Consider the following 25,169-nt stretch of genomic DNA (forward strand, 5'->3'; position numbering starts at 1 on the left):
GCCGTTCCGCCTCTTGCTGTGCGGTAGCTGTTCGAAACCACCGCATCGCGCGGAACGTTACCGTATCGCGATCAGATGACCACTTCGACGCCCTCACCGGGTGGTCCACCTGACACCCGTTCGGATTCCAGGGCCTGCTGCAGGATGATGACGGCCGCCGCCTGGTCGATCACGGAGCGGCCCTTCTTGGACTTCACCCCGGAGGCGCGCAGGCCCTGGCTGGCCGTCACGGTCGTCATCCGCTCGTCCACCAGGCGTACCGGCACCGGCTGGATGCCCCGGGCCAGCTCCTGGGTGAACGCGCGCACCTTGACCGCGGCCGGGCCCTCGCCCCCCTTGAGGGAGCGAGGGAGACCGACGACGACCTCGATCGGCTCGTACTCCTCGACCAGCTGGCGAAGGCGCCGGTGCGCGGCCGGGACGTCCCGGCCGGGCACCGTCTCCACCGGAGTGGCGAGGATGCCGTCGGGGTCGCACGAGGCGACCCCGATCCGGGCGTCGCCGACATCGATCGCGAGTCGTCGTCCTCTGCGCATGAGCGATGCCTACTTGGCCGTGTCGGCGACGAGACGCTCGACCGCGTCGACGGCCTCGCCGACGGCGGCCGGGTTCTGGCCACCGCCCTGGGCGACGTCCGGCTTGCCGCCACCGCCGCCGCCGAGGGTCTTGGCGGCGGTACGGACCAGCTCGCCGGCCTTGAGACCGCGCTCGCGGGCGGCCTCGTTGGTGGCGATGACCGTGAGCGGCTTGCCGTTGTTCACGGTGAACAGGGCGACGACGGCGGCCCGGCCGCCCTGGATGCGCCCGCGCACGTCCAGGACCAGCTTGCGCAGGTCGTCCGGCGTGGTGCCGTCCGGGACCTGGCCGGTGACCACGGCGACGCCGCGTACGTCCTTGGCGGACCCGGCGAGACCGGCGGCGGCCTGGAGGACCTTCTCCGCGCGGAACTTCTCGATCTCCTTCTCGGCGTCCTTCAGCTTGCCGAGCATCGTGGAGACCTTCTCCGGCAGCTCCTCGGAGCGGCCCTTCAGCAGCTCGGTGAGCTGGTTGACGACCGTGTGCTCGCGGGCGAGGAAGTTGTAGGCGTCCACGCCGACCAGGGCCTCGATACGGCGCACGCCGGAGCCGATGGAGGACTCGCCGAGCAGCTTCACCAGGCCCAGCTGGGCGGTGTTGTGCACATGGGTGCCGCCGCACAGCTCCTTGGAGAAGTCGCCGATGGTCACCACGCGCACGCGCTCGCCGTACTTCTCGCCGAACTCGGCGATGGCGCCCTGCTTCTTGGCCTCGTCGATGCCCATGACCTCGGCGTGCACGTCGAGGTCGCGGGCCAGCACCTCGTTGATCTTCTGCTCGACGTCGGTCATCACGGCCGTCGGGACGGCGGACGGGGAGCCGAAGTCGAAGCGGAAGCGGCCGGGCTGGTTCTCGGAACCGGCCTGGGCGGCCGTCGGGCCGAGGGCGTCGCGCAGCGCCTGGTGGGTCAGGTGGGTGGCCGAGTGGGCGCGGGCGATGGCCTTGCGGCGCAGCCGGTCCACGGAGGCATGGGCCTTGGCGCCGACGGTGACCTCGCCGACCTGGACGGTGCCCTTGTGGACGTAGACGCCCGGGACCGGCTTCTGGGTGTCGCGGATGTCGATGACGGCACCGGAGTCGACCTTGATGCGGCCGGTGTCGCCGATCTGGCCGCCGCCCTCGGCGTAGAACGGGGTGCGGTCCAGGACGATCTCGACCTCGTCGCCCTCGGTGGCGGCCGGGGAGGAGACGCCGTCGACCAGGATGCCGACGATCGTGGACTCGCCCTCGGTGTCGCTGTAGCCGATGAAGTCGGTGGCTCCGGCGGCGTCCGCGATCTCGCGGTAGGCGCCGAGGTCGGCGTGGCCGGTCTTCTTGGCCTGGGCGTCGGCCTTGGCGCGCTCCCGCTGCTCCTTCATCAGGCGGCGGAAGCCGTCCTCGTCCACCGAGAGGCCCTGTTCGGCGGCCATCTCCAGGGTGAGATCGATCGGGAAGCCCCAGGTGTCGTGGAGCAGGAACGCCTTGTCGCCGGAGAGGACCGAGCCACCGGCCTGCTTGGTCTCGGTGACGGCGGTGTCGAGGATGTTGGTGCCCGCCTTCAGCGTCTTGAGGAAGGCGTTCTCCTCGGCGAGGGCGACCTTCTCGATGCGCTCGCGGTCGGTGATCAGCTCGGGGTACTGCTGACCCATCATCTCGATGACGGTGTCGATCAGCGGCTTGACGACCGGGCCGGTGGCACCGAGCAGGCGCATGTTGCGGATGGCGCGGCGCATGATGCGGCGCAGCACATAGCCGCGGCCCTCGTTGCCCGGGGTGACGCCGTCGCCGATGAGCATCACGGAGGTGCGCATGTGGTCGGTGACCACGCGCAGCGAGACGTCGGACTGCTGGGCGGCGCCGTACTCCACGCCGGTCAGCTCGGTGGCCTTCTTGATGACGGCCATGGAGGTGTCGATCTCGTACATGTTCTGCACGCCCTGCAGAATCATGGCGAGGCGCTCAAGACCGAGGCCCGTGTCGATGTTCTGGCTCGGCAGGTCCCCGAGGATCTCGAAGTTGTCCTTGCCGATGCCCTCGCCCCGCTCGTACTGCATGAAGACGAGGTTCCAGATCTCGACGTACCGCTCGTCGTTGACGGCGGGGCCGCCCTCGACGCCGAACTCGGGGCCGCGGTCGTAGTTGATCTCGGAGCAGGGGCCGCAGGGGCCGGGGACGCCCATGGACCAGTAGTTGTCCTTCATGCCCAGGCGCTGGATGCGCTCCTTGGGCACGCCGACGACGTCGTGCCAGATGCGCTCGGCCTCGTCGTCGTCCTTGTAGACGGTGATCCACAGGCGCTCGGGGTCGAGGCCGTAGCCGCCCTTGTCCTGGGGGCTGGTCAGCAGCTCCCAGGCGTACTTGATGGCGCCTTCCTTGAAGTAGTCGCCGAAGGAGAAGTTGCCGCACATCTGGAAGAAGGTGCCGTGGCGGGTGGTCTTGCCGACCTCTTCGATGTCGGGCGTGCGCACGCACTTCTGCACGCTGGTGGCGCGCGGGAAGGGCGGCTTGACCTCACCCAGGAAGTAGGGCTTGAAGGGCACCATGCCGGCGGGGACGAGGAGCAGAGTCGGGTCGTCCGCGATGAGCGACGCCGAAGGGACGACGGTGTGCCCGCGCTCCTCGAAGAAGCTCAGCCAGCGGCGGCGAATCTCGGCCGACTCCATCAGTGGTCCTCATTCCGGTTGTACGAGTACGTCGTGTTCTCGATGTACTTCAGTGTGCTGCGGTCGTTCTCGGTGCGGTGGTTCTCGATGGCGGTGTACCGCCGGGCCGGGGGCAGGCCGGGGCTCTCGTGGATGCCGAGTGCCTGCTCCAGCTCGCTCTCCCGCTGTGCCATGTTGTCGCGGACGTCGAGCGCGAAGCCGACCGCGGCGTCCCTCAGGCGCGCTCCGGTCTCCAGGGCCTTGTTGGCGGCCGTCGCGGCCAGGCTCTCCGGGGTCAGCTGCTTGAGCTTGCGGTTGACCTTGGTGGTGGCCCACACACCGGCGGCGACACCCGTGGTGAACCAGAACGTACGGCGGAACATCGCTGGTCTCAGTCCTTACTTTCGCTTGCCCCGCCGGGTGCCCGGGACCGTCCGGCCGACGATCACCGTGCGCCTCGACGGCTTCGCGGGCGCGGGCTCCTTGCGGCCGGTGAGGGCCTGGCGGACGCCGTAGCCGAAGGCCGCGACCTTGACCAGTGGGCCGCCGAAGGTGGAGGCGACGGTGGAGGAGAGCGCGGAGGCGTTGGAGGTGACCTCCTGGACGTCGCTCGCGATCGCGTCCACCCGGTCGATCTGGGTCTGGGCCGAGCGCACGGCCGAGGACGCGTCCGCGAGCAGCGGGACGGCCTGGTCGGTCACGTCCGCCACGAGCTTGGTCGTCGCCTTGAGGGTCTGGGCCAGCCTCGCCAGCGCTACCGCGAGGAAGGAGACCAGGATCGCCCAGAAGACGGCCACCAGGATTCCGGCCACCTCTCCACCGGACACTGTGCGCACCCGCTCCCTGAAACATGCCTGAGCATCGGAAAAGTCGTGCACCGAGCCTATCGCGCCGGGGGCGGGGCTCTGTACCGGATTACCCGGGGCTGTACGGCGGCCTTCCCTGGTCGGCCTTCGGGCGTGCGGCGCGGCCCGGGAACGCGCGAACCCGCCGTCCCGCCCGCCCGAGGGGCGAGGGGACGGCGGGCCTGAGTGCCTACGCGGGGGCTGGGATCAGCGGGCGTAGTACTCGACGACGAGCTGCTCGTCGCAGATCACCGGGATCTCCTTGCGGTTCGGCTCGCGGTCCAGGCGGAACGCCAGGGCCTTGAGGTTCACCTGGAGGTAACGCGGGGTCTCACCGTCGGCGGCGAAGCCACCCTCGCGCGCGACCTGGAAGAGCGTCTTGTCCTTGGAGCGGTCGCGGACCTGCACGACGTCGTCCGGACGGACACGGAAGGACGGCTTGTCGACCTTCTGGCCGTTGACCTGGATGTGGCCGTGGACGACCATCTGGCGGGCCTGGTAGATCGTGCGGGCGATGCCCGAACGCAGGACCAGGGCGTCGAGACGACGCTCCAGCTCGATGATCAGGGCCTCACCGGTCTTGCCCTGGACCTTGGCGGCACGCTCGTAGGCGCGGACGAGCTGGCGCTCGGACACGTCGTACTGCGCGCGCAGACGCTGCTTCTCGAGCAGACGGACCTTGTAGTCCGAGTTCTGCTTGCGGCCGCGGCCGTGCTCGCCCGGCGGGTAGGGGCGGGCCTCGAAGTACTTGACGGCCTTCGGGGTCAGCGCGATGCCGAGGGCACGCGACTTCTTGACCTTGGGGCGGGACTGGTTCGCCATGAACCAAACACCTCGTTTTATCTGTGCGAATACGGCTTCACCAGGGTTAGGGGAGGTCGCATCCGCAGCCGGGGAAACCCTCCTGGTCCGTTGCCGGGCCGGGCGGGCAGCCGCTCCCCTGGTCTGGGCACATACGTGCAGCACGCGAGTGGCCCACCGACCGGTTCCGGCTGCTGCCGGAAGGTGGTGGGCTGCCCGCGACACCTTCGACGGTGCGCGACGCTCCTGGAGAACCCCGCCCGAGGGCCGGGTCTCCGGCTGGATGTCCCGCTCTGGTGAGCCGGTTCCTCTAGCGAGGGGCCGGACACGGGACTCAGCACTTCGGGGCAGTCTACAGGGCGCTCAGGACCGCTTGCGACCGAGGTGCTTCCTGGTCCACTCGACGGCGTCCGCGTACCGCGCCTCGGCGCCGTTGCGCGTCGGGGTGTAGTACGCGCGGTCCTTGAGGGCGTCCGGGGCGTACTGCTGGGCGGCGATCGCGTTCGGCTGGTCGTGCGGGTAGATGTAGCCCTTGGCGTGGCCCAGCTTCTCGGCGCCCTTGTAGTGGCCGTCGCGCAGATGCGCGGGGACCGGTCCGGCCAGGCCCTTGCGCACGTCGGCCATGGCGCCCTGGATCGCCCGGGTCGCCGAGTTGGACTTGGGGGCGAGCGCGAGGGCGATGGTGGCGTGGCTGAGGGTGAGCGCCGCCTCCGGGAAGCCGATCATGGCGACGGCCTGGGCGGCGGCGACGGCTATGGGAAGTGCGTTGGGGTCGGCGACGCCGATGTCCTCGCTCGCGGAGATCATCAGGCGGCGGGCGATGAAGCGGGGGTCCTCGCCGGCCTCGATCATGCGGGCCAGGTAGTGCAGGGCCGCGTCCACGTCGGAGCCGCGGATGGACTTGATCAGCGCGCTCGCGACGTCGTAGTGCTGGTCGCCGTCGCGGTCGTACTTCACGGCGGCGCGGTCGACGGTCTCCTCCAGGGTCTGGAGGGTGATCTCCGTGTCCGCCTTGTCGAGCGCGGCACCGGCCGCGGCCTCCAGGGCGGTCAGGATCCGGCGGGCGTCGCCTCCGGCGATGCGGAGCAGGTGCTCCTCGGCCTCCTCGGGAAGCGTGAGGGCACCTCCCAGGCCGCGCTCGTCGGCGAGGGTGCGGCGCAGCAGGTCGCGCAGGTCGTCGTCGGTGAGGGGTTCGAGGGTCAGGAGGAGGGAGCGGGAGAGCAGCGGGGAGATCACCGAGAAGTACGGGTTCTCGGTGGTGGCGGCGATCAGGGTGACCCAGCGGTTCTCGACGGCGGGGAGCAGGGAGTCCTGCTGGGCCTTGCTGAAGCGGTGGATCTCGTCCAGGAAGAGGACGGTGTCCTTGCCGAAGCCTCCGGCGGCGCGGCGGGCGCCGTCGATGACCGCGCGGACCTCCTTGACGCCCGCGCTGATCGCGCTCAGCTCCACGAACCGCTTGTCGGTGGCCCGGGAGACCACGTGGGCGAGGGTGGTCTTGCCGGTGCCGGGCGGGCCCCACAGGACCACGGAGGAGGGTCCTGCCGGGCCGCCGCCGCCCTCGACCAGGCGCCGCAGGGGTGAGCCGGGCTTGAGCAGATGCCGCTGGCCCACCACCTCGTCCAGGGTGCGCGGGCGCATCCGCACCGCGAGAGGACTGCTGGTCGGGTCCTTCTCCTGGCGTTCTTCTGCTGCGGCGGTGAACAGGTCGGCTTCCACGCTGAAACCCTAAGACACCCCACTGACAATCGGTCCGGGGCCGCCGCGCCCGGCGCCCGTCGGAGCGCCGGTCAGCTGGTCCAGAAGGTCCACCAGCGGGTCAGGATCAGCATCCCGATGATGCCGACGTGCAGGACCGGCAGGACCCAGGTGAACTCGCCGAAGAAGCTCTTGAGCGCGCGACCGCCGGGCAGGAAGCCGTTGCGGACGTTGAAGGAGGTGACGTACCAGAACATGACGATGGTGGCGACCCACGCCAGGCTGCACCACAGGCACAGCGCGTTGATCCGGTACAGGGACTGGAACTGCAGCCAGCTGCAGAAGACCACGCCGAAGAGGGTGCCGAAGTTGAAGGTCAGCCAGTACCAGCGCGGGAAGCGGGCGCGGGCCAGCAGGCTCATGCCGACGCAGATCACGATGCCGTAGCAGACCAGGCCGAGCATGGGGTTCGGGAAGCCGAACGCGGCGGCCTGCTTGCTCTCCATGACGCTGCCGCAGGAGACTACCGGGTTGAGGCTGCACCCGGGGGTGAACGTCGTGCCCGCGACCTTGGCCTCGAGGATCTTGAACTTGTCGATCGTGATGACCCACGCGGCGAGCAGCCCCGCGGCACCGGTGATCAACAGCAGTACGGCGAAGGCCCGGCTCCCGCCGACGGCTCCGGCTGGAGAAGCGGCGTGCTCCGGCTCGGGCACGGTGGAGACGTCGGTGACTGTCGTCTTGCTCATCACGCCGATTCCGTCTGCTTGAGAAGGGACCTTCTTCGGGCAGGGGCCATTGTGCCGCACGCGTGCGCCCCCGCACCGTTCACTGTGGATAAGTAAGGACCTTCGGCCCCGGGAAGGGGCGGGTTTCCGGCCGGTTCCCCCTCCGGCGGGGGCACAGCAGAACGAAAGGTGAAGGGCCGGGCGGCAGTCTGCCGTCCGGCCCCTCGAAAGCTTTCCCGCTCAGCCGAGCCGGGACTCCAGTTCCGCGACGACCTCCGTGAGGCCGATGGGGGTCTGGTCGCCGGTCTCCATGTCCTTGAGCTGGACGACGCCTTCGGTGATGTCGCGCTCGCCGAGGACGAGGGCGTAGCGGGCGCCGGAGCGGTTGGCGGCCTTCATGGCGGCCTTGAGGCCCTTGGCGCCGTAGCAGAAGTCGGCGGCGACGCCGACCTTGCGCAGCTCGGTGACCTTGGCGAACAGCAGGCGGCGGGCCTCTTCGCCGAGGGGGACGGCGTAGACGCTGGTGGCGGAGGGGATGTCCAGTTCCACACCCTCGGCCTCCAGGGCGAGGACGGTGCGGTCCACGCCGAGCGCCCAGCCGACGGACGGCAGGGCGGGGCCGCCGATCATCTCGGAGAGGCCGTCGTAGCGACCGCCGCCGCCGACCGCGGACTGCGAGCCGAGGCCGTCGTGGACGAACTCGAAGGTGGTGCGGGTGTAGTAGTCCAGGCCGCGCACCAGCTTGGGGTCGTCCTCGAAGGCGACGCCCGCCGCGAGGATCAGCTCGCGGACCTCCTCGTGGTACGCCTTGCAGGCGTCGCACAGGTAGTCGCGCAGCAGGGGGGCGCCGGTGAGCTGCTTCTGGACCGCCTCGCGCTTGTCGTCCAGGACGCGCAGCGGGTTGATCTCCGCGCGGCGCAGGGTGTCCTCGTCCAGGTCGAGACCGCGCAGGAAGTCCTGGAGGGCGGCCCGGTAGACCGGACGGCACTCCTTGTCGCCGAGGGAGTTCAGCAGGATGCGGAAGTTCCTCAGGCCCAGCGAGCGGTACGCCTGGTCGGCCAGGATGATCAGCTCGGCGTCCAGCGCCGGGTCCTCGGCACCGATCGCCTCGGCGCCGACCTGGGAGAAGTGGCGGTAACGGCCCTTCTGGGGGCGCTCGTAGCGGTAGTACGAGCCGGAGTACCAGAGCTTGACCGGGAGGTTGCCCGCCTTGTGCAGGTTGGCTTCCAGGGCGGCGCGCAGTACGGAGGCGGTGCCCTCGGGGCGCAGGGCGAGCCGGTCGCCGCCCTTGGTCTCGAAGGCGTACATCTCCTTGGTGACGATGTCGGTGGACTCGCCGACACCGCGCGCGAACAGCTCGACGTTCTCGAAGCCGGGGGTCTCGATGTAGCCGTACCCGGAGTTGCGCAGGGGGGCGGCGATGGCCTCGCGCACGGCGAGGTACGTGGCGGACTGCGGCGGGATCAGGTCGTACGTGCCCTTGGGGGCCTTGAAGGTGCTCACGGAAAGAAGCTCTCTCGTCACATTCCTCGTCGGGGAGCCTGGTCGGCTCCCTGGCCGGCGGCCACCTGCCGCAGATAGGGGTTGGTGGCGCGTTCCTGGCCGATGGTCGTCTGGGGGCCGTGGCCGGAGAGCACCACGGTGGAGTCGTCGAGCGGCAGGCACACCCGTGCCAGCGACCCGAGCATGTCCTCCATGGAGCCGCCCGGCAGGTCGGTGCGTCCGATGGAGCCGGCGAACAGCAGATCCCCGGAGAAGAAGACCGGCGGGATGTCGGTCTTCTCGGGCATCTGGAAGGTCACCGACCCCTTGGTATGGCCCGGCGCGTGCGCGACGGAGAACTCCATCCCGGCCAGGTCCAGCTTCGCCCCGTCGGTCAGCTCCCGGACGTCGCCGGGCTCCCCCACGGTCAGCTCGCCCATGAGCGGCATGCCGATGGACCGGCCGAGCGCCTTCTCGGGGTCGCTCAGCATGTAGCGGTCGTCGGGGTGGATCCAGGCCGGCACGTCGTGCGCACCGCACACGGGGACGACCGAGGCGACGTGGTCGATGTGGCCGTGGGTGAGGACGACGGCGGTGGGCTTCAGCCGATGCTTGCGCAGCGTCTCCTCGACTCCTTGGGCAGCCTGATGGCCCGGGTCGATGATCACGCACTCCTCACCGGCGGCGGGGGCGACGACGTAACAGTTCGTCCCCCAGGCCCCGGCGGGGAACCCGGCAATGAGCACGATCGTCCTTCGTTTGTGTCGATACGGGAGGGCTCGCGGGCGGTCGGCCCGTGGTCAAGAGCCTACCGGCGCTGCCGTTTCCTCAGCGAACCCATATACGGTACGGGGCTACACGCGCCTGTCGGCCCGGCGCGCGCACGCGTACCGGCCGGCACACGACACGCATGAGGAGAGAACCCGGTGGTCAGCCAGGAGCAGCGGCGGCGTCAGCTCGCCCGGGAGAAGTTCTTGCGGCAGCAGCAGCGGCGCACGAGCGCACGGCGCAAGGCCAGGATGCGCAACTCCGTGATCGCGTCGGTCCTCGGCGTGGTCGTGATCGGCAGTGTCGCGCTGTACACGACCGGGGTGATGAAGGGCGACGACGACAAGAAGGTCAACGCGGGCGCCGAGGTCACGCCGTCGGCGAGCCCGAGCCAGAAGGCGCCGGACCCGTGCGAGAAGCCCGCCAAGGGCGCGGTGAAGAAGCTCCAGTGGAAGAAGGAGCCGGCGATGTCGATCGACACGTCGGCGGACTACTCGATGAAGCTGGCCACCACCTGCGGCGACATCGGCATCGCCCTGAAGACGGCGGCGGCCCCGCACACGGTGAACTCGTTCGACTTCCTGGCGAACAAGGGCTTCTTCGACCACACGAAGTGCCACCGTCTGACGACCAACGGGATCTACGTGCTGCAGTGCGGCGACCCGACGGGCGTCGGCAACGGCGGTCCGGGCTACACGCTCCCGGACGAGAACCTCAAGGACAAGAGCCTGACGAAGAACACCTACCCGGCGGGCACGGTGGCGATGGCCAACACCGGTCAGAAGCACACCGGCGGCAGCCAGTTCTTCCTCGTCTACAAGGACAGCCCGCTGCCGCCGAGCTACACCCCCTTCGGCACGATCGACAAGGCGGGCCTGAAGGTGCTCGACAAGATCGCCAAGGCCGGTGAGAGCACGGGCCAGGGCGACGGTGCCCCGAACGCGACGGTCGTGATCGACAAGGCGACGGTCGCCAAGTCCTGACCCTCCGGCGGTGGCGGTCCTGGTGGCGGTCCGCGTCGTCATCTGCGCAAGTTCGGTAGCGCTGGATGCGGACAGGCCACCCGCCGGTCGCCTATGTTGGCGGTGACGAAACTGTGGACGATGCCCGGGGGCCGGGAGGCACCTGGCGGGCATCATGTGGAGGAGGCGCTGTGAGCAGCGACCCGTGGGGCCGCGTCGACGAGACGGGGACCGTGTACGTGCGTACGGCCGAGGGCGAGCAGGTCGTCGGATCGTGGGCGGCCGGCTCCCCCGAGGAGGCGCTTGCCTACTTCGAGCGCAAGTACGAGGGCCTGGTTGTCGAGATCGGCCTCCTCGAGAAGCGTGTGCAGACCACCGACCTGTCGGCGAAGGACGCCCAGACCGCGATCGGCCACATCCGCGAGCAGGTGGACGCGCACCACGCGGTCGGTGACCTGGACGCGCTGCGGACCCGCCTGGACAAGCTCGTCAAGACGGTCGAGTCGCGCCGCGAGGAGCGCAAGGCGCAGCGGGCCAAGCAGTCCGACGAGGCCCGCAAGGCCAAGGAGGACCTGGTCGCGGAGGCGGAGCAGCTGGCCGCGTCCGACCAGTGGCGGGTGGCCGGTGAGCGGCTGCGGGCGCTGGTGGACACCTGGAAGGGGCTGCCGCGCCTGGACCGCAAGTCCGACGACGAGCTGTGGCACCGCTTCTCGCACGCCCGGTCGGCGTTCTCCAAGCGGCGCAAGGCGCACTTCGCGCAGCTGGACGCGCAGCGCGAGGACGCCCGCCGGATCAAGGAGCAGCTGGTCGCCGAGGCCGAGGCGCTGTCCGGTTCGACGGACTGGGGTCCGACGGCCGCGCGTTACCGCGATCTGATGGCGGACTGGAAGGCGGCGGGTCGCGCCCAGCGCGAGCACGAGGACGAGCTGTGGAACCGCTTCCGCGGTGCCCAGGACGTGTTCTTCGCCGCGCGCAGCTCCGTGTTCGCGGAGCGGGACGCGGAGCAGGGCGAGAACCTGAAGCTGAAGGAGGGTCTTGCCGAGGAGGCCGAGAAGCTTCTTCCGGTCGGCGACCTGAAGAGCGCGCGGGCCGCGTTCCGCTCGATCAACGAGCGCTGGGAGGCCATCGGTCATGTGCCGCGGGACGCGCGTCCCAAGGTCGAGGGCCGGATGCACGCGGTCGAGCGGGCCATCCAGGAGGCCGAGGAGGCCGAGTGGCGCCGGACCAACCCGGAGGCGCGGGCGCGTGCCGAGGGTCTGACCGGTCAGCTCCAGGCGGCCGTGGACAAGCTGCACGGCCAGATCGAGCAGGCGCGGGCGCAGGGCAACACCGCGCGCGCCGAGAAGCTGGAGCGTGAGCTGGAGGGCCGCCAGGCGCTCCTGGACCAGGCTCTGAAGGGCCTGCACGAGTTCGGCGGCTGATACCCCGCCCACCACGCCGAAGGCCCCGTACGCGACGTACGGGGCCTTCGGCGTGTTCCGGGTCCTGCGAGGCGCTGCGCGGCCTGTGGGACGGCCTGGGCAGCCCCGCAGGCCGTCCTACGTGCGGTTGCGGGCCGAGGTGACCCGGTAGACGTCGTAGACGCCCTCCACGCCCCGGACAGCCTTCAGGACGTGGCCGAGGTGCTTGGGGTCGCCCATCTCGAAGGTGAAGCGCGAGGTGGCCACCCGGTCGCGGGAGGTCTGCACGGCCGCCGAGAGGATGTTGACGTGCTGGTCGGACAGGACGCGGGTGACGTCGGAGAGCAGCCGGGAGCGGTCAAGGGCCTCGACCTGGATGGCGACCAGGAAGACCGAGGACTGGGTGGGCGCCCACTCGACGTCGAGGATGCGCTCGGGCTCGCGGGAGAGCGAGTCCACGTTGACGCAGTCGTTGCGGTGCACGGAGACGCCGCTGCCCCGGGTGACGAAGCCGATGATCGGGTCGCCGGGGACGGGGGTGCAGCAGCGGGCCAGCTTGACCCACACGTCGTCCACGCCCTTGACCACGACACCGGGGTCGGCGCTGGAGCGGCGCTTGCGGCTGCGCCCGCGCGCGGGCGGCACGCTCTCGTCGATCTCCTCGCTCGCGGCCTCCTCGCCGCCGAGCGCCTGCACCAGCTTCTGGACGACGTTCTGCGCGGAGACATGGCCCTCGCCGATCGCCGCGTACAGCGCGGAGATGTCGGGGTAGCGCATCTCGTGCGCGAGCGTGACCAGCGAGTCGCCGGTCAGGATGCGCTGGATCGGCAGGTTCTGCTTGCGCATGGCGCGGACGATGGCGTCCTTGCCCTGCTCGATCGCCTCGTCGCGGCGCTCCTTGGAGAACCAGGCGCGGATCTTGTTGCGCGCGCGGGGCGACTTGACGAAGCCGAGCCAGTCGCGGGAGGGGCCCGCGCCGGGTGCCTTGGAGGTGAAGACCTCCACCAGGTCGCCGTTGTCCAGGGTGGACTCCAGCGGTACGAGGCGTCCGTTGACGCGCGCTCCTATGGTGCGGTGGCCCACCTCGGTGTGCACCGCGTAGGCGAAGTCGACCGGGGTGGCCCCGGCCGGGAGCGCTATGACGTCGCCCTTGGGCGTGAAGACGAAGACCTCGTTGCGCGAGAGGTCGAAGCGCAGGGACTCCAGGAACTCGCCGGGGTCCTCGGTCTCCTTCTGCCAGTCGAGGAGCTGTCTCAGCCACGCCATGTCGTTGACGGCGTCCTTGTCCTTGCCGGAGCCCTTGGGGGCGTCGGTGCGGACCTTGGAGGCGCCGGCGACGGCCTCCTGCTTGTACTTCCAGTGCGCGGCGATGCCGTACTCGGCGCGGCGGTGCATGTCGAACGTGCGGATCTGGAGTTCGACCGGCTTGCCGTTGGGCCCGATGACCGTCGTGTGCAGCGACTGGTACATGTTGAACTTGGGCATCGCGATGTAGTCCTTGAACCGGCCGGGGACCGGATTCCATCGCGCGTGGATGGTGCCGAGGGCCGCGTAGCAGTCGCGGACGGTCTCCACGAGGACGCGGATGCCCACCAGGTCGTAGATCTCCGCGAAGTCACGGCCGCGGACGATCATCTTCTGGTAGACGGAGTAGTAGTGCTTGGGGCGGCCGGTGACGGTCGCCTTGATGCGGGCGGCGCGCAGGTCGGACTGGACCTCGTCGGTCACTATGGCCAGGTACTCGTCCCGCTTGGGGGCGCGCTCGGCCACCAGGCGCACGATCTCGTCGTACATCTTGGGGTAGAGGATCGCGAAGGCGAGGTCCTCCAGCTCCCACTTGATGGTGTTCATGCCCAGGCGGTGGGCGAGCGGCGCGTAGATCTCCAGGGTCTCGCGCGCCTTCTTCTCCTGCTTCTCGCGCTTGAGATAGCGCATGGTGCGCATGTTGTGCAGGCGGTCGGCGAGCTTGATGACCAGGACGCGCGGGTCCTTGGCCATGGCGACGACCATCTTGCGCACGGTCTCGGCCTGCGCGGCCTCGCCGAACTTGACCTTGTCCAGCTTGGTGACGCCGTCGACCAGCAGCGCGACCACGTCGCCGAAGTCCCGGCGCAGGTCGTCCAGGCCGTACTCGGTGTCCTCGACGGTGTCGTGCAGCAGCCCGGCCATCAGCGTGGCCGGGTCCATGCCCAGCTCGGCCAGGATGGTGGTGACGGCGAGCGGGTGCGTGATGTACGGGTCGCCGCTCTTGCGCTTCTGGCCGCGGTGCCAGCGCTCGGCGACCTGGTAGGCGCGCTCGATCTGGCGGAGCGTGGCGTTCTCGATCTTGGGGTCGTTGCTGCGCACTATCCGCAGCAGCGGCTCCAGGACCGGGTTGTAGGGGTTGGCGCGCTGTACGCCGAGGCGGGCCAGGCGGGCGCGGACGCGGTTGGAGGAGCCGGAGCGGGACGCGGACTGGCCTGCGGCGGCGCGGACGGGCGCGGCGGGCTTCGGCCGGGAGGCGTCGGCGGTCTTCTCGACGGGCGCGGAGGAGGCGTGGGCCGCCGTCCCCCGGGAGTCGTTCTTCGCGTCGGACGCGCTGGGCGCGGGCTTCACCGCCGGGGCCGAGGCGGGCTCGGGCTTGGCGGCGGTCAGTGGCTGGGCCTCGTCTGGCAAGAGGACTCCTCGTGCGCGATCCGGGTCGCCCGGACAGGCTCCGGAGATCCCATGGTAGCGATCCCGCGCCTCGTCATCGCCTTCGGCCCGATGCGGGGGCGGTCCTCCGGTGGAACGCGTGGGGCGCGTGAGGGATTCCGGGAGGTGGCCGGGGGTGAGCGGTGCGGTGGCCGAAAGGCGGCGGAAAGGGAGCCGGACGGGAACGGCCGTGGGCGGCGCCGGATGATCCGGTGCCGCCCACGGCCGAGCTTGCCTCGATCTTGCCGCACGCGTCAGACCTGGAGCAGGGCCTCCAGGGGCGCGCCCTTGAGCGCGGGCTCCAGGCGGGCGCGCCCGCCGAGGAAGCCCAGCTCCATGAGGACCGCGAGGCCCGCGACCTCGGCACCGGCCCGCTCGATGAGCTGGGCGGCGGCCTCGGCGGTGCCGCCGGTGGCGAGCACGTCGTCCACGATCAGCACGCGGTCGTCGGGGGTGAGGTCCTCGGCGTGCACCTCGATCTCCGCCGACCCGTACTCCAGGTCGTAGGCCTGGCGCAGGGTCGCGCCGGGCAGCTTGCCGGCCTTGCGGACCGGGATGAAGCCGAGGCCCGCGCGGACGGCGACGGGCGCTCCGAGGATGAAGCCGCGGGCCTCCAGGCCGACGACCTTGGTCGCCCCGGTGTTCGTGGCGATCTCGGCCAGCGTGTCGGTCAGGGCCGTGAAGGCCGCCGGGTCCGCCAGGAGCGGGGTGATGTCCTTGAACATCACTCCCGGCTCCGGGTAGTCGGCGACGTCACGGATTCGGCTGAGCAGCAGCTCCTGGATGTCGGTCATCGGCGCTTTCCAGAGGGTCGGCCGCGGCCTCGGTTGCGTGCCACGGGCTGGTCGCGCGGGCCCACCACAGCGGGCGCCGCCTCGTAAGTATCACCCGTGGTGCCCGGCTCCCCGGAATTCTCCCCGGCCGCGGCCTGCGCGCGCTTGGCCAGGACCCGCTTGCGCAGGGCCTTCATCGCGGGCTCGCGCTCCTTGAGGTCGGCGACGAGCGGGGTGGCGATGAAGATCGAGGAGTACGCACCGGCCGCGAGGCCGACGAACAGCGAGAGCGAGATGTCGTTGAGCGTACCGGCGCCGAGGAAACCGCCGCCGATGAAGAGCAGACCCGCGACCGGCAGCAGCGCGACCACCGTGGTGTTGATCGAGCGCACCAGGGTGCCGTTGATCGACTGGTTGGCGATGTCGCTGTAGGTGAAGCGGGTCTGCTTGGTGATGTCCTTGGTCTGCTCCTTGAGGCTGTCGAAGACGACGACCGTGTCGTAGAGCGAGTAACCGAGGATGGTCAGCAGACCGATGACCGTACCGGGCGTGACCTCGAAGCCGACGAGGGCGTAGACGCCGACGGTGATCGTGATGTCGTGGATCAGGGCGACCAGGGCCGCCACCGCCATGCGCCACTCGAAGGCGATGGCCAGGTAGATCACCACGAGCACCATGAAGATCGCCAGGCCCTCCCAGGCCTTGTTGGCGATCTGCTCGCCCCAGCTCGGGCCGACGAGGTCGGCGGCGAGCCGCTCCGGGTCGAGCTTGAGATCCTTGGCCAGGGCCTCCTTGATCTCGTCGGCCTTGCCGGTGTCGATACCGGCGATCTGGATGCGCAGGCTGCCGTTGCCGAGCTTCTGCACGACCGCTTCGTGGCCGGATGCCTCGTGGGCGAACTCCTCGGCCTGGGCGACCGAGGCGCTCATCTTGGTCGGCGTGGTGAAGACCGCGCCGCCCTGGAAGTCGATGCCCATGTTCAGGCCGCGCACCACCAGGCCGACGATGGCCGTGATGGTGATCAGGATGGAGACGCCGTACCAGATCTTGCGCTTGCCGATGAAGTCGTAACTGATCTCACCGCGGTGCAGCCGGGCGCCGAGGTTACCGAGCTTCGACATCGCTCACGCCTCCTTGAAGTCGACGGAACCGGCGGCAGGACCGGACTGACGGCGGGTGCGGCGCAGCGGCGGCTTGGCACCCAGGCTCTTCGGGTCGAGCCCGGACCACTTGTGGCCGTCCGCGAAGAAGCGGCGGCGGGCCAGGAGGGTCATGAGCGGCTTGGTGAAGAAGAAGACCACGACCACGTCGAGCACGGTGGTCAGACCGAGCGTGAACGCGAAGCCCTGCACCTTGCCGACGGTCACGATGAAGAGCACCGCGGCGGCGAGGAAGGACACGAAGTCGGAGACGAGGATGGTGCGCCGGGCGCGCGGCCAGGCCCGCTCGACGGCGGGGCGCAGCGAGCGGCCCTCGCGGATCTCGTCCCGGATGCGTTCGAAGTAGACGATGAACGAGTCGGCCGTGATGCCGATGGCGACGATGGCACCGCAGACGGCGGGCAGGTTCAGCGCGAAGCCGATACCGGGGCCGAGCAGCGCCATGATCACGTAGGTGAGGATCGCGGAGACCAGCAGCGAGGCCATGGCGACGAGCGACAGACCGCGGTAGTAGATCACCAGGTAGAGCACGACCAGGGCGAGGCCGATGGCGCCCGCGAGCAGACCGGCGTGCAGCTGCTCACCGCCGAGCGCGGCGGTCACCGTGGTGACGGTCTCCTCCTGGAAGGAGAGCGGGAGGGCGCCGTAGGACAGCATGTTGGAGAGGCTCTGCGCCTCCTCCTGCGTGAAGCGGCCGGTGATCTCGGCCGAGCCGCCGGTGATGGCCTGGCTCACGCTGGGGGCGGAGACGACGTTGCCGTCGAGGACGATGGCGAACTGGTTCTGCCCCGCCTGAGCCTGCTGGGCCAGTTCGGAGGTGACGTCCGCGAACTTCTTGGCGCCGCCGGAGGTGAAGGTCATCTGCACCTGCCAGCCGGAGGCGCCCTGGGTGTCGAAGACCGCCTGGGCCTTCTTGACGTCGGTGCCGTCGACGCGGGCCGGGCCGAGCACGTACTTGTACCAGGCCTTGCCCTGCTGGCCGCAGGCCACGATGGTGTCGCCGGGCTTGGTGTCCCGGCTCGCCTTGGCGCGCTCGTCGGGCTTGGTGCAGTCAAGGGCCGCGTACTGCGCCTGGAGCTTGCTCGTCGCGGCGTCGGCGCTCGCGGACGGGCTCGCGGAGGCGGCGGGCGTGGAGGACGCCTTCGGGGAGGCGGAGGACGACGGCGTGGCGTCGGCCTTCAGGGCGCCGCTGACCGGGCGGCCCTGGGTGGTGGAGGTGGGAGAGGGCGTGGTGGCGGACGCCTTCTGATCACCGGCGGCGCTGCCCGACGGGCTCGGCGAGGCGCTGCCCTTGGAGGAGGCGCTCGGCGAGGGGCTGGGAGTGGCGTCGGCGCCGCTGGGCCCCTCGGCGAGGACCGGGCGGAAGTACAGCTTGGCGGTGGTGCCGACCTGCTGCTGGGCCTCCTTGGAGTTGGTGCCCTTGGGGATGTTGACGATGATGTGGTCGTTCCCCTGGGTCTGCACCTCCGCCTCGGAGACGCCAAGACCGTTGACACGGCGGTTCATGATGTCGACCGCGGTGTCCATGTTGGCCTTGTTGATCGCCGACCCCTGGTCGGCCTTCGCCTTGAGCGTGATGCTCGTACCGCCGGCAAGGTCGATGCCGAGACGCGGAGTGGTGTGTCCGGAGGCGAACATTCCCCCGGTGAGCGCCACGATGGCGATCAGGATGAGGACCAGTGAGCGCCCTGGCTTGCTCTGAGCGCTCGCACTCCGGCCCTTCTTAGGTGCTGCCACCTTCTCGTACTCCCTCTCGGGCCGCTCGGGGCGCCGTCGGCGCCCGTCGGCCATGACATGGTGTCGGGATTCCGTGCGGGAAACAGAGGCGATCGGGGCGTGCCCGGCGGTCGTAGGACCACGCCGGGCAGCCCCGTCAGGCGCCTACTTCGCGTCGGACTCGCCGTCGGTCTTCTTCGGCGCCTCGCCCGTCTTGGCCTCGGCGGCGTCCTTGACGTCGGCGGTGTCCGCGGCCTCGGCGGCCTCGGTCTTCTCGACGGTCTCGGCGTCCTTGGCCTCGGCGGCCGGCTCGTCCTCGGCGGCGTCCTTCTTGCCGAGGTCGACGCGCTGGTCGTCGGTGTCGGCGGCGGGAGCGGCGTCGGCGGTGAGGGAGGAGGCGTCGTCCGGGACGATGTCCGCGTCGGACTTCAGGTCGTGCTCGATGCCGTGCACGATGCGGTTGTACTCGTCATCGGTGAGGACGGCGCCGATCGCGTTCTTGGCGAAGACCAGCTCGACGCCGGGCGCGGCGTCGAGGAGGACCGTGTCCTCGGTGACCTCCTTGACCGTCGCGTACATCCCCCCGATGGTGCGGACGCCCGAGCCGGGCTGCATTTCGTTCCGCATCTGGTTGGCCTGCTGCTGCTTCTTCTTGGCCGAGCGCGTCATCAGGAACATGGCCGCGATGAGCACGATGAAGGGAAGAAGGGTGTAGATATTCACGAGACGGAATTTTCCTTCGCGCGACCGCGCGGTGAGCGGCCTGGTGGAGGGGGCTGGTCGGCACCGCCCACAAGGGCGGCATCGGCGGAGTCTAGGCGAGTCCGCGTGCAGGGAACAACGCTCAGCATGGCACCTGGGTTCCTTCCGCCGCCAATGCCCCCGCCGTCACGTCCCGAACAGGTCCTGTTGTCCGTTTCCCGTGCCCGCCTGGCGCGGCGGGGTCAGTCCGAGATGGGCCCAGGCCGCCGGGGTGGCGACGCGACCGCGCGGGGTCCGGGCGAGCAGTCCCTCGCGGACGAGGAAGGGCTCGGCGACCTCTTCGACCGTCTCGCGCTCCTCCCCCACCGCGACGGCGAGCGTGGACAGACCGACCGGTCCGCCGCCGAACAGCTTGAGCAGCGCCTCCAGGACGGCCCGGTCCAGACGGTCGAGTCCGCGCGCGTCCACCTCGTAGACGGCGAGGGCGGCGGACGCGATCTCCTGGGTGATCCGGCCGTCCGCCTTGACCTGCGCGTAGTCGCGGACCCGGCGCAGCAGGCGGTTGGCGATACGGGGCGTGCCCCGGGAGCGGCCCGCGATCTCGGCGGCGCCCTCCCCCTCCACGCCGACGTCGAGCAGGCTGGCGGAGCGGTGGACGACGCGCTCCAGCTCGTGCGGCTCGTAGAACTCCATGTGCGCGGTGAAGCCGAAGCGGTCGCGCAGCGGGGGCGGCAGCAGGCCCGCGCGGGTGGTGGCGCCGACCAGGGTGAAGGGGGGCAGCTCCAGCGGGATGGCGGTGGCGCCGGGGCCCTTGCCGACGATCACGTCGACGCGGAAGTCCTCCATCGCCATGTACAGCATCTCCTCGGCGGGCCGGGACATGCGGTGGATCTCGTCCAGGAAGAGGACTTCGCCCTCCTGGAGGGAGGAGAGGATCGCGGCGAGGTCGCCCGCGTGCTGGATGGCGGGGCCGGAGGTGATGCGGATGGGGGCGCCCATCTCGGCCGCGATGATCATCGACAGGGTGGTCTTGCCGAGACCCGGGGCGCCGGAGAGCAGGACGTGGTCGGCGGTGGCACCGCGCGCGCGGGCGGCGCGCAGCACGAGGTCGAGCTGTTCGCGGACCTTCTCCTGGCCGATGAACTCGCCGAGGTCCTTGGGGCGCAGGGCGGCCTCGACGGCCTGGTCCTCCCGGTCGGCGACGGAGCCCACCAGCCGGTCCTCGGCGGGGCTGTCGGTCGGGTCGTCCCGGTTCACTCAGGTACTCCTTGCGAGGGGGCGCGGGTCAGCGGGCGCGGTTGAGGGTCTGGAGGGCGGCCTTCAGCAGCTGGCCCACCTGCGGGGTGCCCTCGGCGGCCTCGGCCACGGGGGTCACGGCGGTCACCGCCTCGTCGGCCTCGCGGGGGGCATAGCCGAGGCCGACCAGGGCCGCGTGCAGCTGGTCGCGCCAGCCCTGGGCGGCCGGGGCGACGGCTGCGGCGGTGCCGGTGGGCGCGCCGAGCCGGTCCTTCAGCTCCAGGAGGAGTTTCTGCGCGCCCTTCTTGCCGATGCCGGGCACGGCGGTGAGGGCCTTCTCGTCATCGGTGGCGACCGCGCGGCGCAGCGCGTCCGGGGTGTGCACGGCGAGCATCGCCTGGGCGAGGCGGGGGCCGACGCCGCTCGCGGTCTGGAGGAGTTCGAAGACCTGGCGTTCGTCGTCGTCGGCGAAGCCGTACAGGGTGAGGGAGTCCTCGCGTACGACCAGGGAGGTGTGCAGCTTGGCGGGCTCGCCCAGGCGCAGCTTGGCCAGGGTGTCCGGGGTGCACTGGAGGGCCATGCCGACCCCGCCGACCTCGATGACCGCCGTGTCGGGGGCGAGCGCGGCGACCGTGCCGCTGACGAAGGCGATCATGCCGTTCGGCCTTTCGTTGCGTGGACTGCGTGTGCTGCGTCGGCTGCGTGAGCCGCGTCGGCCGCCTTGGCCGCGTGGGCCTGGTGCTGGGCGACCGCCTGCTGGAGCCGGTTCTGCGCGGGAGCGCGCCAGATGTGGCAGATGGCCAGGGCGAGGGCGTCGGCGGCGTCGGCGGGCTTGGGCGGCGCGCTGAGCCGGAGCAGCCGGGTGACCATGGCGCCGACCTGGGCCTTGTCGGCCCGGCCGCTGCCGGTGACGGCGGCCTTGACCTCGCTCGGGGTGTGCAGGGCGACGGGGATGCCGCGCCGGGCGGCGCACAGCATGGCGACGGCGCTGGCCTGGGCGGTGCCCATGACGGTGCGGACGTTGTGCTGGCTGAAGACGCGCTCCACGGCGACGAACTCCGGCCGGTGCTCGTCCAGCCACTGCTCGATGCCCTGCTCGACGGCGAGCAGCCGGTGGCTCAGCTCGGCGTCCGGCGGGGTGCGGACGACTCCGACGCCGACCATGGTCAGCGGGCGCCCCGCGACTCCCTCGACGACCCCCACGCCGCACCGCGTGAGTCCGGGGTCCACCCCGAGCACTCGCACCCTGCCCCCCCTCCTTTGCGGCTGAACCGCCGCCGCTCTCGCGGACGTGGCTGAGCACCGTCGTGGTTGCTCAATTGATGGTCACGGTCCGTGGATGGTGATCTTTTGGCGCTGCCAGGCTAACTGCTGCCACTGACAACGGCGGCGGGCCGGTGGAGTGTGTCCCACCGGCCCGCCGAATCGATTGCCGAAGCCCGCGGCGGCGCTACGCGTCGACCTTCTCCATGACCTCGTCGCTGACGTCGAAGTTGGCGAAGACGTTCTGCACGTCGTCGCTGTCCTCCAGGGCGTCGATCAGCTTGAAGATCTTCTTGGCGCCCTCCTCGTCCAGCTCGACCTGGACGGACGGGACGAAGCTGGAGTCGGCGGAGTCGTAGTCGATGCCCGCCTCCTGGAGCGCGGTGCGGACCGCGACCAGGTCGGTGGCCTCGCTGATGACCTCGAAGGACTCACCGAGGTCGTTGACCTCCTCGGCACCGGCGTCCAGGACGGCGCCGAGCACGTCGTCCTCGGTCAGCTCGCCCTTGGGGACGATGATGACGCCCTTGCGGCTGAACATGTACGACACGGAGCCCGGGTCGGCCATGTTGCCGCCGTTGCGGGTCATGGCGACCCGCACGTCCGAGGCGGCGCGGTTGCGGTTGTCGGTGAGGCACTCGATGAGCACCGCGACACCGTTGGGGCCGTAGCCCTCGTACATGATCGTCTCGTAGTCGGCGCCGCCGGCCTCGAGGCCGCCGCCGCGCTTGACCGCGGAGTCGATGTTCTTGTTCGGGACCGACTGCTTCTTCGCCTTCTGGATGGCGTCGTACAGCGTCGGGTTGCCCTCGATGTCGACGCCGCCCATGCGGGCCGCGACCTCGATGTTCTTGATGAGCTTCGCGAAGAGCTTGCCGCGCTTGGCGTCGATCACGGCCTTCTTGTGCTTCGTCGTAGCCCATTTAGAGTGGCCGGACATCTGCCTGTCTCCTTCGCGTAACCCAATCCTGAACGGACTCCCCCGGCGCTGGGAGAGCCTGAGGGGTACCGCCGCAGATCCTACAAGGACTCCGGTGTCCGGTTCGCGCGGACCAGGTCGACGAAGAGCGCGTGGACGCGATGGTCACCGGTCAGTTCCGGGTGGAACGAGGTGGCGAGCGCGTTGCCCTGGCGGACGGCGACGATGTGGCCGTCGTGCTCGGCGAGCACCTGGACGTCCGCGCCGACGGACTCGACCCAGGGGGCGCGGATGAAGACGCCCTCCACGGGGTCGCCGTCGACGCCCTTGACGTCGACCGCCGCCTCGAAGGACTCGTTCTGGCGGCCGAAGGCGTTGCGGCGCACGATCATGTCGATGCCGCCGACGGTCTCCTGGCCCGAGCGCGGGTCGAGGATCTTCTCGGCGAGCAGGATGAGCCCGGCGCAGGTGCCGTAGACGGGCATGCCCGTGCGCACGCGGGCGCGCAGGGGCTCCATCAGGCCGAACAGGACGGCCAGTTTGGAGATGGTGGTGGACTCGCCGCCGGGCAGGACCAGGCCGTCCACCTCGGCGAGTTCTTCGGGGCGCCTGACGGGCCTGGCCACGGCGTCCGCCGCGGCCAGGGCGATCAGATGCTCCCGTACGTCGCCCTGGAGGGCCAGGACGCCGATGACGGGGGTGTTCATGGTGTCCGTGTCCTACCAGCCGCGGTTGGCGTAGCGCTCGGTCTCGGGGAGGGTGTCGCAGTTGATGCCGACCATGGCCTCGCCGAGGTTGCGGGAGGCGTCCGCGATGATCTTCGGGTCGTCGTAGAAGGTGGTGGCCTTGACGATGGCGGCGGCGCGCTTGGCCGGGTCGCCGGACTTGAAGATGCCGGAGCCGACGAAGACGCCCTCGGCGCCGAGCTGACGCATCAGGGCGGCGTCGGCCGGGGTGGCGACGCCACCGGCGGAGAAGAGGACGACGGGGAGCTTGCCCAGCTCGGCGACCTCCTTGACCAGCTCGTACGGCGCGCGCAGCTCCTTGGCGGCGGCGAACAGCTCGTTGTGGTCGCAGCCGCGCAGCTTGGCGATCTCGCCCTTGATCTGGCGCAGGTGGCGCACGGCCTCCACGACGTTGCCGGTGCCGGCCTCGCCCTTGGAGCGGATCATGGCCGCGCCCTCGGCGATACGGCGCAGGGCCTCGCCCAGGTTGGTGGCACCGCAGACGAAGGGGGTGGTGAACGCCCACTTGTCGGAGTGGTTGACCTCGTCGGCCGGGGTCAGCACCTCGGACTCGTCGATGTAGTCGACGCCGAGGGACTGGAGGACCTGGGCCTCGACGAAGTGGCCGATGCGGGACTTGGCCATGACCGGGATGGAGACGGCGTCGATGATGCCCTCGATCATGTCCGGGTCGGACATGCGGGCCACACCGCCGTCCTTGCGGATGTCGGCGGGCACCCGCTCCAGGGCCATGACGGCGACGGCGCCCGCGTCCTCGGCGATCTTCGCCTGCTCCGGGGTGACGACGTCCATGATCACGCCGCCCTTGAGCTGTTCGGCCATGCCGCGCTTCACACGGGCGGTGCCGGTCTCGGGAGCCTGGTTGTCGATGGTGGACACGGGGTGACCTCACTGATGGCGAAAGGGGATTGCTGCACCATCGAGGAAACGCGAACCCCGCAGGTCACGGCAAGGGCCAATGGGGAACCGGTGGATCGTTTCGCGCGGTCCGCTCAGGCCGCGCGCTCGATCAGGGCGGCGGGCGGCTCGTCGTCCATCTCGAAGGCGAGCGGGAAGGGGGCATGACCGGCGAGCCGGAACCAGCGCACCTTGCGGTGCTCGCGGAGCCTGCGGGCGGCGCCGACCGCGTCGTTGTGGAACCGGCGGGCCATCGGTACCCGGCGCACGGCCTCGGCCAGCTCCCTGGCCGCCTCCTCGCCGCCCGGGGCGGCCCGTACGGCCTCCACCTGTCCCGCGTCCTCGAAGACGGCGCGCAGGGCCTGGCTCAGCTCGCTCTCCAGGACCTCCCGCTGCTCCTCCTCGGCCTGCCGGGCCGCGTGCGCGGCCTCGTAGAGCACGATGGAGGCGGCCGGGTCCAGCACCCCGGAGGTGGCCAGCTCCTGCGCCACGGAGGCCCGGCGCAGCAACTGCGCGTCGAGCGCGGCCCGCGCGGCGTCCATCCGCACGTGCAGCCGGTCCAGCCGTCCGGCCGTCCAGCTCAGATAGACGCCGATGGCCACGATCGCGACGAGAATCCAGATGAGCGTTGCTGTCACGCCGGAAGGCTACCGGCCCCCGACGGTGCCCCGACCGCCGGTGGTACCCGGGCTCCCGGCCGACCCCGGCCGAAACGCTCACCGCCCCACGGGTCGGCCCGGCTCCAGACGCTCGCCCGACCTCCGGCCAGCCCGCGCCCCGGGCAGTCTGCCGCCCACAGGTCAGCGCCGCGCCCCAAGGTGACATCCCGGCCCCCGGTCGACCCAGCGACCCCCGGACGGCCACCCGCCCCCCGGACAGCCCGGAGCCGCCAGTCAGCCACCCGACCCCCGGTCAGCCCCGCGCCCCAAGGTGACGTCCCGGCCCCCGGTCGACCCAGCGACCCCCGGACGGCCGCCCGCCCTCCGGACAGCCCGGGGCCGCCGACCAGCCACCCGACCCCCGGTCAGCCCCGACCCCCAGGCGATGTCCCGGCCCCCGGTGATGTTCCGTCCCCCGGTCGATCCCGCACCCGAGGACAGTCGCCCGCCCTCCGGACAGCCCCGCGCCTCAGGCGCTCGCCCGTCCGCAGGTCAGCGCCGCCCCCAGACGATGTCCCGGCCTCCGGTCGAACCAGAGCCCCGGGCA

The 25,169-nt window shown here is 70.6% G+C and carries 23 protein-coding genes; 2 read left to right on the plus strand and 21 right to left on the minus strand.

Features of this window, described 5'->3' with window-relative positions; all coding sequences use genetic code 11:
* Positions 1-71: 71 nt before the first annotated feature.
* The 9 genes from ruvX to B079_RS0127260 form a co-directional block, all read right to left on the minus strand.
* Positions 72-536 carry a Holliday junction resolvase RuvX gene (gene ruvX / locus B079_RS0127220; protein ID WP_018549016.1) on the minus strand — a complete coding sequence of 155 codons (465 nt, stop codon included), beginning with the start codon at positions 534-536 and terminating at the stop codon, positions 72-74.
* Between the two features lie 9 nt (positions 537-545).
* Positions 546-3,218, minus strand: coding sequence for an alanine--tRNA ligase (alaS, locus tag B079_RS0127225; RefSeq protein WP_018549017.1), 2,673 nt, complete (start codon positions 3,216-3,218; stop codon positions 546-548).
* On the minus strand, positions 3,218-3,580 hold the full coding sequence (locus B079_RS0127230; protein ID WP_018549018.1) for a hypothetical protein: 363 nt from the start codon (positions 3,578-3,580) through the stop codon (positions 3,218-3,220). The genes alaS and B079_RS0127230 overlap by 1 nt, the downstream gene beginning before the upstream one ends.
* A gap of 15 nt (positions 3,581-3,595) precedes the next feature.
* Entirely contained in the window at positions 3,596-4,024 is a 429-nt protein-coding gene (locus tag B079_RS0127235) for a DUF948 domain-containing protein (RefSeq protein ID WP_037802160.1), read from the minus strand.
* 225 nt (positions 4,025-4,249) lie between these two features.
* Positions 4,250-4,864, minus strand: a complete 615-nt coding sequence (gene rpsD, locus B079_RS0127240; RefSeq protein WP_018549020.1) for a 30S ribosomal protein S4 — start codon at positions 4,862-4,864, stop codon at positions 4,250-4,252.
* Between the two features lie 342 nt (positions 4,865-5,206).
* The gene (locus B079_RS0127245; RefSeq protein ID WP_018549021.1) at positions 5,207-6,559 is read right to left on the minus strand and encodes a replication-associated recombination protein A; all 1,353 of its coding nucleotides are present in this window, start codon (positions 6,557-6,559) and stop codon (positions 5,207-5,209) included.
* A 71-nt stretch (positions 6,560-6,630) separates the two neighbouring features.
* Complete coding sequence (locus tag B079_RS0127250) at positions 6,631-7,287, minus strand: vitamin K epoxide reductase family protein (RefSeq protein WP_018549022.1); 657 nt, start codon at positions 7,285-7,287, stop codon at positions 6,631-6,633.
* A gap of 219 nt (positions 7,288-7,506) precedes the next feature.
* Positions 7,507-8,769 (minus strand): histidine--tRNA ligase, encoded by a 1,263-nt coding sequence (hisS, locus tag B079_RS0127255; protein WP_018549023.1) that lies wholly within the window; start codon positions 8,767-8,769, stop codon positions 7,507-7,509.
* A gap of 17 nt (positions 8,770-8,786) precedes the next feature.
* Positions 8,787-9,494 carry an MBL fold metallo-hydrolase gene (locus B079_RS0127260; protein WP_018549024.1) on the minus strand — a complete coding sequence of 236 codons (708 nt, stop codon included), beginning with the start codon at positions 9,492-9,494 and terminating at the stop codon, positions 8,787-8,789.
* Between the two features lie 180 nt (positions 9,495-9,674).
* Between B079_RS0127260 and B079_RS0127265 the strand changes: the two genes are divergently transcribed.
* Both B079_RS0127265 and B079_RS0127270 read left to right on the plus strand, forming a co-directional pair.
* On the plus strand, positions 9,675-10,499 hold the full coding sequence (locus tag B079_RS0127265) for a peptidylprolyl isomerase (RefSeq protein ID WP_018549025.1): 825 nt from the start codon (positions 9,675-9,677) through the stop codon (positions 10,497-10,499).
* A gap of 170 nt (positions 10,500-10,669) precedes the next feature.
* Positions 10,670-11,899: a DUF349 domain-containing protein gene (locus tag B079_RS0127270; protein WP_018549026.1), complete on the plus strand. Its 1,230-nt coding sequence runs from the start codon at positions 10,670-10,672 to the stop codon at positions 11,897-11,899.
* A 117-nt stretch (positions 11,900-12,016) separates the two neighbouring features.
* On the opposite strand, the gene B079_RS0127275 is transcribed toward B079_RS0127270, so the two are convergent.
* From B079_RS0127275 to B079_RS0127330, 12 genes are all read right to left on the minus strand, one after another.
* Entirely contained in the window at positions 12,017-14,533 is a 2,517-nt protein-coding gene (locus tag B079_RS0127275; RefSeq protein WP_018549027.1) for a RelA/SpoT family protein, read from the minus strand.
* A gap of 272 nt (positions 14,534-14,805) precedes the next feature.
* Entirely contained in the window at positions 14,806-15,345 is a 540-nt protein-coding gene (locus B079_RS0127280) for an adenine phosphoribosyltransferase (protein ID WP_018549028.1), read from the minus strand.
* Positions 15,342-16,445, minus strand: coding sequence for a protein translocase subunit SecF (secF, locus tag B079_RS0127285; protein WP_018549029.1), 1,104 nt, complete (start codon positions 16,443-16,445; stop codon positions 15,342-15,344). Before secF ends, B079_RS0127280 begins: the two co-directional genes overlap by 4 nt.
* A gap of 3 nt (positions 16,446-16,448) precedes the next feature.
* The gene (secD, locus tag B079_RS0127290; RefSeq protein WP_199779983.1) at positions 16,449-18,221 is read right to left on the minus strand and encodes a protein translocase subunit SecD; all 1,773 of its coding nucleotides are present in this window, start codon (positions 18,219-18,221) and stop codon (positions 16,449-16,451) included.
* 144 nt (positions 18,222-18,365) lie between these two features.
* Positions 18,366-18,923 carry a preprotein translocase subunit YajC gene (gene yajC, locus B079_RS0127295; RefSeq protein ID WP_018549031.1) on the minus strand — a complete coding sequence of 186 codons (558 nt, stop codon included), beginning with the start codon at positions 18,921-18,923 and terminating at the stop codon, positions 18,366-18,368.
* A gap of 165 nt (positions 18,924-19,088) precedes the next feature.
* Entirely contained in the window at positions 19,089-20,159 is a 1,071-nt protein-coding gene (ruvB, locus tag B079_RS0127300; RefSeq protein WP_018549032.1) for a Holliday junction branch migration DNA helicase RuvB, read from the minus strand.
* 28 nt (positions 20,160-20,187) lie between these two features.
* On the minus strand, positions 20,188-20,793 hold the full coding sequence (gene ruvA / locus B079_RS0127305) for a Holliday junction branch migration protein RuvA (protein WP_018549033.1): 606 nt from the start codon (positions 20,791-20,793) through the stop codon (positions 20,188-20,190).
* Positions 20,790-21,383: a crossover junction endodeoxyribonuclease RuvC gene (ruvC, locus tag B079_RS0127310; protein WP_026249132.1), complete on the minus strand. Its 594-nt coding sequence runs from the start codon at positions 21,381-21,383 to the stop codon at positions 20,790-20,792. The genes ruvA and ruvC overlap by 4 nt, the downstream gene beginning before the upstream one ends.
* A 205-nt stretch (positions 21,384-21,588) precedes the next feature.
* Positions 21,589-22,341 (minus strand): YebC/PmpR family DNA-binding transcriptional regulator, encoded by a 753-nt coding sequence (locus tag B079_RS0127315; protein WP_026249133.1) that lies wholly within the window; start codon positions 22,339-22,341, stop codon positions 21,589-21,591.
* Between the two features lie 80 nt (positions 22,342-22,421).
* Complete coding sequence (gene pdxT, locus B079_RS0127320) at positions 22,422-23,027, minus strand: pyridoxal 5'-phosphate synthase glutaminase subunit PdxT (protein WP_018549036.1); 606 nt, start codon at positions 23,025-23,027, stop codon at positions 22,422-22,424.
* A 12-nt stretch (positions 23,028-23,039) separates the two neighbouring features.
* Positions 23,040-23,945, minus strand: a complete 906-nt coding sequence (pdxS, locus tag B079_RS0127325; protein ID WP_018549037.1) for a pyridoxal 5'-phosphate synthase lyase subunit PdxS — start codon at positions 23,943-23,945, stop codon at positions 23,040-23,042.
* Positions 23,946-24,058: 113 nt separating this feature from the next.
* Complete coding sequence (locus B079_RS0127330) at positions 24,059-24,601, minus strand: hypothetical protein (RefSeq protein ID WP_018549038.1); 543 nt, start codon at positions 24,599-24,601, stop codon at positions 24,059-24,061.
* Between the last annotated feature and the right edge of the window lie 568 nt (positions 24,602-25,169).

The organism is Streptomyces sp. LaPpAH-108 (genome assembly GCF_000373625.1).
In the GTDB taxonomy this organism is placed as follows: Bacteria; Actinomycetota; Actinomycetes; order Streptomycetales; family Streptomycetaceae; genus Streptomyces.